The organism is Marilutibacter maris, from assembly GCF_006546735.2.
GTDB classification, from domain to species: Bacteria; Pseudomonadota; Gammaproteobacteria; order Xanthomonadales; family Xanthomonadaceae; genus Marilutibacter; species Marilutibacter maris.
In genome coordinates this window covers 1-9,309 of sequence record NZ_VICD02000238.1, presented here as the reverse complement: position 1 = coordinate 9,309, position 9,309 = coordinate 1, and the positions used below count along the sequence as shown (strand labels likewise).

Genomic DNA, 9,309 nt, shown 5'->3' with positions numbered 1-9,309 from the left:
CCCGTGGAGGATGACGCCACGGCCGGAACAAACCGTTGCCATCGGCGTCTACATTTTTATGTACGGCCGATTGGTATGGTGTCGGCAACCGCGCAGCCGCTCCCGCCATTCACCCCTTCGCCCCGAATGCCCTTGCCAGCCGCCTTCGCCACCCGCGCCCCGACCGCCGCCACGGCCGTGCGCACGCTCGCCTGCGCGGTGGCGCTGTCGACCGCTGCCGGCACGGCCACCGCCGCGCCGCCGGGTTATGCGCTGGACCCGGTGCATACCCGGGTGCTGGTCGCGGTCGGCCACGCCGGCTTCTCGAAGGCGCTGGGCACGGTCTCCGGCAGCCAGGGCTGGCTGTTGTTCGATCCCGACGACTGGAGCCGGGCCCGGCTCGACGTGCGGGTGCCGCTGGCGCAACTGGATTTCGGCGACGAGGACTGGAACCGCGCGGTTGCCGGCAACGCGCTGCTCGACACCGATCGTCACCCCGAGGCGCGATTCGTGTCGACCGCGGTCACCGGGCACGACCCGAACCACGCGACCGTCTGCGGCGAGCTGAGCCTACGCGGCCAGGTCCGCCCGCAATGCCTCGAGGTCACCCTGAACGGCGTCGCCCGCCATCCGCTGCCGCCGTTCCGGCGCACGGTCGGCTTCTCCGCCCGTGGCGTCCTCAGCCGCGCGGACTTCGGCATCGACGCCTGGCGCTCGGTGATCGGCGACGAGGTCGAGCTGAGGATCGAGGCGGAGGCGGTGCGCGACTCCGGCGCGGTCGCCGCGCTCGATCCGGTCAACGACGAGGCGGCCGAGGCCGGGGCCGCCGACGTAACCCACGACACCGCCAACACGTACCCGTCACTGGAGGCCGCGGCCGAAGCCGCGCTGGAGCAGGCCGCTCCGGCTTCCGGCGACACGCCTCCCGACCCCGACGGCGCCGCCGCCGGCGACCGCAACCACGACGACGAGCCCACGCCATGACCCTGAAGAACACCGCAGACCGCTGGGGCGGCGTCAGCCAGTTCCTGCACTGGCTGATCATGCTGCTGATCCTGATCCTCGCCGTGGTCGGCCTGAGCCTGGACTCCCTGCCCAAGTCGCCGAAGTACTTCTGGGTCTACGACCTGCACAAGTCGACCGGTCTGGCGGTGCTGGCCCTGGTCGTGCTGCGGCTGGGCTGGCGCCTGTACGCCGGCAGCCCGGCGCCGGTCGCCGGCACCCCGACCTGGCAGGCGCGGATCGCCGGGCTCACCCACTGGGCGCTGTACGCACTGATCCTCGCGATCCCGCTGTCGGGCTGGCTGTACGACTCGGCCAGCGGCCTGCGCCCGCTGAAGTGGTTCGGCCTGTTCACGGTACCCAAGCTGTCGGCGCCGAACGAGGGCCTGCGCGATCTCGCCCACGAGGCGCACGAATGGCTGTTCTGGGTCCTGGTCGCCCTGGTCGCGCTGCACGTGGCCGCCGCCTTCTACCACCACATCTTCCAGCGCGACGACACCCTGACCCGGATGCTGCCGCGCCGCCGCAAGGCATCCCCCACCTCCCGATAGCGAGAACCCCCATGTCCAAGCCTTCCCGCCGCATTCCGTCCGTGCAGCGCCTGCTGTCGCTGCCGCTGCTGCTGGCCTCGATGGCCGCCGGCAATGCCCTCGCCGCCGACTACGAGCAGGTGCCCGGTTCGGCGCTGACCTTCGCCAGCCAGTACCAGGGCGAGGTCTTCGTCGGCCGCTTCCCGGACTTCAAGACCACCCTGAGCTTCGATCCGGCCGACCCGGCCGCGGCCCGGCTCGACGTGGTGATCCCGCTGGCGACCGCCAGCACCAGGAATCCCGAGCGCGACGAGACCCTGCTGGGCTCGGACTTCTTCGCCAGCGCGCGCTTCCCGCAGGCGCGCTACACCGCGACCGGCTTCCGCGCGCTCGGCGACGACCGCTACGCCGCCGACGGCACCCTCAGCCTGCGCGGGATCAGCAAGCCGGTGACCCTGACCTTCACCTGGACCCCGGGCGAGCGCCCGGTGCTGGCCGGCAAGGCCACGGTCAAGCGGCTGGACTTCGACGTCGGCGCCGGCGACTGGGCCGACACCGCCGACCTGCCCAACGAGGTCGCGGTCAGCACCAAGGTGTTCTTCCAGGCCAAGTGAGCCGGAGCGGGGCCGGACAGACCGGCCTCAACCGCACAGGCCCGGCGGCAGCAGGCCGGCCAGCTTCGCCATCCACGCCGCGAGGTACAGGCACAGCCCGAACACCGCGTGCGCGGTGAGGCTGCGCCGGCGCGCGGTGGCCGGATCGGGAGTGCGGCGGGCGGCCAGGCCCGCGCCCATGCCGGGCTGCATCAGCAGGAAAGGCGCGGCCACCGTGCCGACCCCGACCGCCAGCGCCGGCACCAGGGTCGGCGCGCAGGCCCAGCCGGGCCCGGCAATCGCCAGCAGCACGCCGGCGAAGGCGATACCGATCAGGTAGTGCGCGGTCCAGCCGATCGCCTTCTCGCCACGCACCGCCGGCGAGGCCGCGATCGGCGCGTGCCGGAAACGGCCGCGCGGCATCCAGCCCAGCCAACGGCCGACCAGGGCGAAGTCCAGTGGAGGCACGCCGCTCAGGCGCTGGCGCGCGAACGCCCACAGGTCCATCAGCGCGGTCGCGCCGACACCGATCACCGCGGCGGCGATCAGGGCCTCGCCGGTCGTGCTCATCGCCGCACCCCGGCCGGGTCGCCGCTGCGCGCTTCGATCTGCCAGCAGGCGGCGTCGAAACGGACCGATTCACCGTCGACGAAGGGGTCGAAGGCCGGGCGCACGGCCGCGACGATGCGGGCCCGGGTGGCACTATCGACCCGATGCAGCGCCTGCCCCAACGCCCCCAGCCGGGTGAAATAGCGCTCCAGCGCGGATTCGGGCATGCCACAACCCATGTCCAGCGGCTGGATCTCGATGTCCCGCCAGCCGCCGGCATCGAGTATCCGCCGCACCCGCTCCGGATCGGCGAAGCCGAACTGTCCCGGTGCACCGGGAGCCGGCGCCGGCAATGGCATGGCCGCCTCCCGCAGCAGCGGCGCGGCGGCGCGTCCGGCCACGGTCATGAACGGGTTCTGGTCCGGGCCGCGCCACGCCAGCACGCACAGCCGGGCGCCCGGGGCGGCCGCGCGGCGGAGATTGGCGAAGGCGGCCGCGGGGTCGTCGAAGAACATCACCCCGAAGCGCGACACCAGCATGTCGAACGCGGCCGTCTCGAACGCATGGCGCTGCGCGTCGGCGACCAGGAAGCGGGCGTTGGGCAGCGCCTCGCGCGCCCGCGCGGCTTCGATCATCGGCACCGACACGTCGACGCCGAGACACTCGCCGCCCGCATCCAGCGCCCGCGCCACCGCCCGCGTGGTCGCACCGGTGCCGCAGCCGATGTCGAGCACGCGCCGCGCCGACACCGCCCCGGCCGTATCGGCCAGACGCGCCGCCAGCGGCTGGAACAGGTGGTCGAGCAGGTCCTGGTTGTCGACCCAGGCCTGTCCGCCGGTACCGTTCCAGAGCGCGGCCTGGTCGTTGCCGGCCTCGCTGGCGGACGCCGTGGCCGTCGTGGTTGCGCTGTGCATCGAAAGTCCTCCCGCTTGCCTGTGGTCGTGGATGGGCGCATCCTGCAACTTCAAGTCGACTTGAAGTCAAGCCCATGGGCGGCCACGCCAACGAACTGGATATCGCCGAGGTCGTGCGCCGCAGCGGCCTGCCGGCCTCGACCCTGCGCCACTACGAGGACAAGGGCCTGATCGCACCGGTCGGCCGCCACGGCCTGCGCCGCCAGTACGCGGCCAGCGTGCTCGAGCGGCTGGCGTTGATCGCGCTGGGACGCGCGGCCGGCTTCTCGCTGGACGAGATCGCACCGATGCTGGCCGCCGACGGCCGGCACCGGATCGATCGCGCCGTGCTGGCGCAGAAGGCCGAGGCGCTGGACGCGACGATCCACCGGCTGGCGGCGATGCGCGACGGCCTGCGCCATGCCGCCGCCTGTCCGGCGCCCAGCCACATGGAATGTCCGACCTTCCGCCGCATCGTCCGTGCCGCCACCAGCGGGGTGATCGCGGTGCCGGAACGGGCGCGGCGGAAGCCGGGGCTGCCGACGCCTCAGCCGGCGAGGAAGTCGCGGACCCGGTCGGCGTCGAAGGGCCAGTCCAGCTCGGCGCCGCCTTCAGGCTCGCGCAACACCGGCACGCGGATGCCATAGCGCGCCTCCAGCACCGGGTCGTCGTCGATGAAGACGCTGTCGAACTCGGGCGCACGCGCCTGCGCGAGCACCTCCAGGGCGAGGTCGCAGAGGTGGCAGTCGTCGCGCTGGTAGAGCACCAGCCGCGGAAGGCTTGCGGATCGGGATTCGGTCATCGGAGCCGGACGCTAGCGAACGGTCGGGGGCGGCCCCGTAGAATAAGGCGTCGCCCCGCCTGCCATCCCTCGCGGGGACACACCGGAGTGGTTTCATGGCTGTCAGCTGTTTCGACCTGTTCAAGATCGGGATCGGCCCGAGTTCCTCCCATACCGTCGGCCCGATGCGCGCCGCCGCCCGCTTCGTCGAGCGCTGGTTGGTCGACAACGGCGACCTGGAGCGCACCGCGCGCGTCCGCGCCGAGGTGTTCGGCTCGCTGGCCCTGACCGGCCGCGGCCACGGCACCGACAAGGCCGTGCTGATGGGCCTGGAAGGCCACTGGCCGAACCTGATCGACCCGGACCTGATCCCGCCGGCGCTGGAGCGGATCCGCGCATCCAGGCGCATCAAGCTGCACGGCATCCACGAGATCGGCTTCGACGAGAAGCACGACCTGATCATGAACAAGCGGCAGAAACTGCCGTTCCACACCAACGGCATGCGCTTCACCGCCTTCGATGCCGACGGCAACGTGATCGCGACCCGCGACTATTACTCGGTCGGCGGCGGCTTTGTCGTCAACCAGGACGAGGCCGCGGAGGACCGCATCGTCGCCGACACCACCGAGGTCGCCTATCCGTTCCATTCCGGCGACGAACTGATCGGCACCGCGACCCGCGAGGGCATCGCGATCGCGCAGATGATGTACGCCAACGAGCAGGCCTGGCGCTCGCGCGAGCAGATCGACGCCGGCCTCGACGAGATCTGGGAAGCGATGCAGTCCTGCGTGCAGCGCGGCATCCGCGAGAGCGGCACCCTGCCCGGCGGCCTGCACGTCTCGCGACGCGCGCCGGCCCTGTATGCGGAGCTGTCCTCGCGCCCGGAATCGGCGATGCGCGACCCGCTGACCACCCTGGACTGGGTCAACCTCTACGCGCTGGCGGTCAACGAGGAGAACGCCGCCGGCGGCCGCGTGGTCACCGCGCCGACCAACGGCGCCGCCGGCATCATCCCGGCGGTGCTGCACTACTACGACCGCTGCATCCCCGGCTCGACCCTGCAGGGGGTGCGCGACTTCCTGCTGACCGCCGCCGCGGTCGGCATCCTGTACAAGGAGAACGCCTCGATCTCCGGCGCCGAGGTCGGCTGCCAGGGCGAGGTCGGCGTCGCCTGTTCGATGGCCGCCGCCGGCCTGACCGCCGCCCTCGGCGGCAGCCCGGGCCAGATCGAGAACGCCGCCGAGATCGGCATGGAGCACAACCTCGGCCTGACCTGCGACCCGATCGGCGGGCTGGTGCAGATCCCCTGCATCGAGCGCAACGCGATGGGCGCGGTCAAGGCGATCAACGCCAGCCGCATGGCGATGCGCGGCGACGGCAAGCACAAGGTCAGCCTCGACAAGGTCATCAAGACCATGCGCGACACCGGCCGCGACATGCGCGACAAGTACAAGGAAACCTCGCGCGGCGGCCTCGCGGTGAACGTGATCGAGTGCTGAGGCGGTCCCCCGCCGCGCCCCACCCCTCAGCCCTCTCCTCCCTGTGCGCCCGCGTACGCCGGGCCGCGCGCTTGAGCCGTCGCGCCATCGCGACGGCCTGGGCGCGCCCGCGGCATGCTGCGCCGCAATACAAGCCAGCCAATTGACCTCTCAAGTCAATCTCAGTGTGTGAACACCGCCGCAAAGCCTTTGTTTATTTATTGACAACGATATCAATTGGACGCAGCGTCGGGGCCGAACACGCCTGCGAACGAATGCGACCGGGCGCCGGCATCGGGCCCAGACAGCGCGGCCCGGCACCGGTCCGGACGCAACGCATCGCACAGGGCGGCATTCGAGGAGGCCGCAGCCTCCCACGCGGTTCCGAAGGCCAGGGCGCCTTCGTTTTGTGAGTCAACGAGGGGTTTGGCGCCGGCCCGACACGGTCGGCGGCTTCACATCACATCGTTCCAGGGAGAGACACTCATGAAACACGCAGGACCCGGAAGTCTGTCGGCAAGACGGTTGTTGTCCAAAGCGATGCTGTCGAAAGGCCTGTTGTCGAGAAGTCTGTTGTCGACCGGCATGCTCGCCGCGCTGGCACTGGCCCCCCAGGCCGCCCTCGCCGCCTCGTGCGCCGGCGTCCCCGAGTGGGATGCGGCCACCGTCTACAACCCCGGCGACAAGCTGCAGTACCAGGGCCGCCTGTACAGCGCCAACATTCCGATCTGGAATGCGCCGCCGACCCACTGCCCCAGTTGCGGCTGGTACCAGGACCTGGGCGCCTGCGACGGCGGCGGCGACAACGTCGCGCCGAGCGTGGCCCTGACCGCGCCGTCCGACGGCGCCCACTTCGCCGAGGGCAGCGACATCGCGATCAGCGCCTCGGCCAGCGACAGCGACGGCACCGTCGCCAGCGTGCAGTTCTTCCGCGGCGGCGTGTCGCTGGGCACCGACACCAGCGCGCCCTGGCAGGCGAGCTGGAGCGATGCCAGCGCCGGCACCCACGTGCTGACCGCGGTCGCCACCGACGACGACGGCGCCAGCACCACCTCGACCCAGGTGACGATCACCGTCGACAACACTCCGCCGCCGGTCGACGACACCGCGCCGAGCGTGCCCTCCGGGCTGGCCTCGCCGAGCCAGACCGCCAGCTCGATCACCCTGGGCTGGAACGCGTCGACCGACAACCCCGGCGGCAGCGGGGTCGCCGGCTACGACGTCTACCGCGACGGCAGCCTGGTCGGCAGCCCGTCGCAGCCCTCGTTCACCGACAGCGGCCTGAGCGCCAACACCGGCTACAGCTATCGCGTGCGCGCCCGCGACGTCGCCGGCAACGCCTCGGCGCAGAGCGCGGCGATCAACGTGTCGACCCGCGACGGCGGCGATCCGCCCGCCGGCGACAAGCGGGTGATCGGCTACTTCACCCAGTGGGGCATCTACGGCCGCAACTACCGGGTCAAGCACATCGACACCAGCGGCGCGGCCGCCCACCTGACCCACATCAACTACGCGTTCGGCAACGTCCGCAACAACCGCTGCGAGGTCGGCCGGACCATCCCGTCCAACCCGAACACCGGCGAAGGCGGCGATGCGTTCGCCGACTACACCAAGGCGTTCTCCGCCGCCGAAAGCGTCGACGGCGTGGCCGACACCTGGGACCAGCCGCTGCGCGGCAACTGGAACCAGCTCAAGGAGCTCAAGGCCAAGTACCCGAACATCAAGGTGCTGATCTCGCTCGGCGGCTGGACCTGGTCGCGCGGCTTCGCCGAGGCGGCCAAGCCGGCCAACCGCGAGGCCTTCGTCGCCTCCTGCATCGACGCCTACATCCGCGGCAACCTGCCGGTCACCGACGGCGCCGGCGGTATCGGCGCGGCGGCGGGCGTGTTCGACGGCATCGATGTCGACTGGGAGTACCCGGCCGCCTGCGGCCTGAGCTGCGGCACCCCCGAGGACAACGCCAACTTCACCGCGCTGATGGCCGAGTTCCGCCGCCAGCTGGACGCGGTGCGTCCGGGCCTGCTGCTGACGATCGCCGCCGGCGCCGGCGTCGACAAGATCAGGGTCACCGATCCGGGCGCGTACCACCCGTACCTGGATTTCATCAACGTGATGACCTACGACTTCCACGGCGCGTGGGATCCGCAGACCAACCATCACTCGGCCCTGTTCGACTCGCCCAACGACCCCTCGACCGGCGACCAGCGCTTCTACAACTCCAACGATGCGATCGAGGCGTTCCTGTCGCGCGGGGTGCCGGCATCGAAGCTGAACCTCGGCATCGGCTACTACGGCCGCGGCTGGACCGGCGTGGCCAACGTCGACAACGGCCTCTACCAGAGCGGTTCGGCGGCGCAGGGCACCTATGAGGCCGGCATCGAGGACTGGAAGGTGATCAAGAACAAGGCCGGCACGATCCACACCGACGCCAACGCGCGGGCGACGTGGAAGTACGACGGCAACACCTTCTGGAGCTACGACACCCCGGCGCTGATCACCGAGAAGATGAACTACGTGAAGGCGCAGGGCCTCGGCGGTGCTTTCTTCTGGGAGTTCAGCGGCGACGACGCCCAGGGCACCCTGACCCGCACCATCGGCGACGGCCTGAAATAAGCCGCCCAGCGGTTCCCGCTTGCCCCGCGGCCGACGCCGCGGGGCCTCGGGGCGCCGGCTACCCCCTCGGGCCCGGCGCCCCGGTTTTTCGTCGCGAAGCGTGGTCCTGCGATCGCCTCAGCCGCGCGCGATCCGCAACGCGTCGTCGAGCAGACCGGCGGCGGTGACCGTCGCGCCCGCGCCGGGCCCCTGGATCAGCAGCGGTTGCGCGTCGTAACGGTCCGACCAGATCGCGACCCGATTGTCGGTGCCGGCACCGCCGGCGAGCGGATGATCGGCGGCCAGCGCCGCCAACCCGACCTTGGCGCTCCAGCCCGCGCCCTCGCGTTCCAGACGGGCGATGAAGCGCAACGTGTCGCCGTTGCGGTAGGCCTGCGCATAGCGCTCGCGCAGCAGCGGGTCGAGCTGCGGCAGGGCCGCGTCGACGGCCTCGCGCGGCAGCGCGGCCAGCCCCGCGGGCACCAACGATTCGACCTCGACCGCGTCCTGCTCCAACGGCACCCCGGCCGCGCGCGCCAGGATCAGCAGCTTGCGGCGGACATCCTCGCCGGACAGGTCCTCGCGCGGATCGGGCTCGGTGTAGCCGGCGTCGCGGGCCTGGCGGACGAAGCCGGAGAACGGGCGCAGGCCGTCGTAATAGTTGAACAGCCAGGCCAGCGAGCCTGACAGCACCCCAGCCACCGCATGGATGCGGTCGCCGCCGGCGCGCAGTTCGCGGATCGAGCGCAGCAACGGCAGGCCGGCGCCGACGGTGGCGGCATCGCCATAGCGACTGTCACCGAGCGCACAGGCATCCTCGACCGCGCGCCAGTCCGACAGCGCGGTGCCGCGCGCGAGCTTGCAGGCGGTGACCACGTCGATGCCGGCCGAAAGCCAGCCGGCATGACGCGC

General features: G+C 71.4%; 10 protein-coding genes. 6 read left to right on the top strand and 4 right to left on the bottom strand.

Annotation, left to right across the window (positions count from 1 at the left end):
- The first annotated feature begins 126 nt into the window (after positions 1 to 126).
- The 3 genes from FKV24_RS13875 to FKV24_RS13865 are packed head-to-tail and all read left to right on the top strand — an operon-like array spanning position 127 to position 2,125.
- Positions 127 to 963, top strand: a complete 837-nt coding sequence (locus FKV24_RS13875) for a YceI family protein (protein ID WP_141482792.1) — start codon at positions 127 to 129, stop codon at positions 961 to 963.
- Positions 960 to 1,532 carry a cytochrome b gene (locus tag FKV24_RS13870; protein ID WP_141482791.1) on the top strand — a complete coding sequence of 191 codons (573 nt, stop codon included), beginning with the start codon at positions 960 to 962 and terminating at the stop codon, positions 1,530 to 1,532. Before FKV24_RS13875 ends, FKV24_RS13870 begins: the two co-directional genes overlap by 4 nt.
- Before the next feature lie 11 nt (positions 1,533 to 1,543).
- Entirely contained in the window at positions 1,544 to 2,125 is a 582-nt protein-coding gene (locus FKV24_RS13865; RefSeq protein ID WP_141482790.1) for a YceI family protein, read from the top strand.
- 27 nt (positions 2,126 to 2,152) lie between these two features.
- Here the strand turns inward: FKV24_RS13865 and FKV24_RS13860 are convergent, their stop codons facing one another.
- Both FKV24_RS13860 and FKV24_RS13855 read right to left on the bottom strand, forming a co-directional pair.
- Positions 2,153 to 2,674, bottom strand: a complete 522-nt coding sequence (locus tag FKV24_RS13860) for a DUF2938 domain-containing protein (RefSeq protein ID WP_141482789.1) — start codon at positions 2,672 to 2,674, stop codon at positions 2,153 to 2,155.
- The gene (locus FKV24_RS13855; protein WP_141482788.1) at positions 2,671 to 3,567 is read right to left on the bottom strand and encodes a class I SAM-dependent methyltransferase; all 897 of its coding nucleotides are present in this window, start codon (positions 3,565 to 3,567) and stop codon (positions 2,671 to 2,673) included. The genes FKV24_RS13860 and FKV24_RS13855 overlap by 4 nt, the downstream gene beginning before the upstream one ends.
- Before the next feature lie 74 nt (positions 3,568 to 3,641).
- Between FKV24_RS13855 and FKV24_RS13850 the strand changes: the two genes are divergently transcribed.
- On the top strand, positions 3,642 to 4,193 hold the full coding sequence (locus FKV24_RS13850) for a helix-turn-helix domain-containing protein (protein WP_141482787.1): 552 nt from the start codon (positions 3,642 to 3,644) through the stop codon (positions 4,191 to 4,193).
- On the opposite strand, the gene FKV24_RS13845 is transcribed toward FKV24_RS13850, so the two are convergent.
- A complete protein-coding gene (locus FKV24_RS13845; protein WP_111265678.1) occupies positions 4,094 to 4,348 on the bottom strand; it encodes a glutaredoxin family protein in 255 nt (84 codons plus the stop codon). The two genes, FKV24_RS13850 and FKV24_RS13845, sit on opposite strands and share 100 nt — an antisense overlap.
- A 95-nt stretch (positions 4,349 to 4,443) precedes the next feature.
- Between FKV24_RS13845 and FKV24_RS13840 the strand changes: the two genes are divergently transcribed.
- Together FKV24_RS13840 and FKV24_RS20145 are read left to right on the top strand one after the other, a co-directional pair.
- Positions 4,444 to 5,826 (top strand): L-serine ammonia-lyase, encoded by a 1,383-nt coding sequence (locus tag FKV24_RS13840; protein ID WP_141482786.1) that lies wholly within the window; start codon positions 4,444 to 4,446, stop codon positions 5,824 to 5,826.
- A gap of 519 nt (positions 5,827 to 6,345) precedes the next feature.
- Positions 6,346 to 8,418: a glycosyl hydrolase family 18 protein gene (locus FKV24_RS20145; RefSeq protein ID WP_425481643.1), complete on the top strand. Its 2,073-nt coding sequence runs from the start codon at positions 6,346 to 6,348 to the stop codon at positions 8,416 to 8,418.
- 117 nt (positions 8,419 to 8,535) lie between these two features.
- Here FKV24_RS20145 and FKV24_RS13830 read toward each other — a convergent pair.
- Positions 8,536 to 9,309, bottom strand: a 774-nt coding sequence (locus FKV24_RS13830) for a homoserine dehydrogenase family protein (protein WP_141482785.1), incomplete at its 5' end; no start/stop codon positions are given.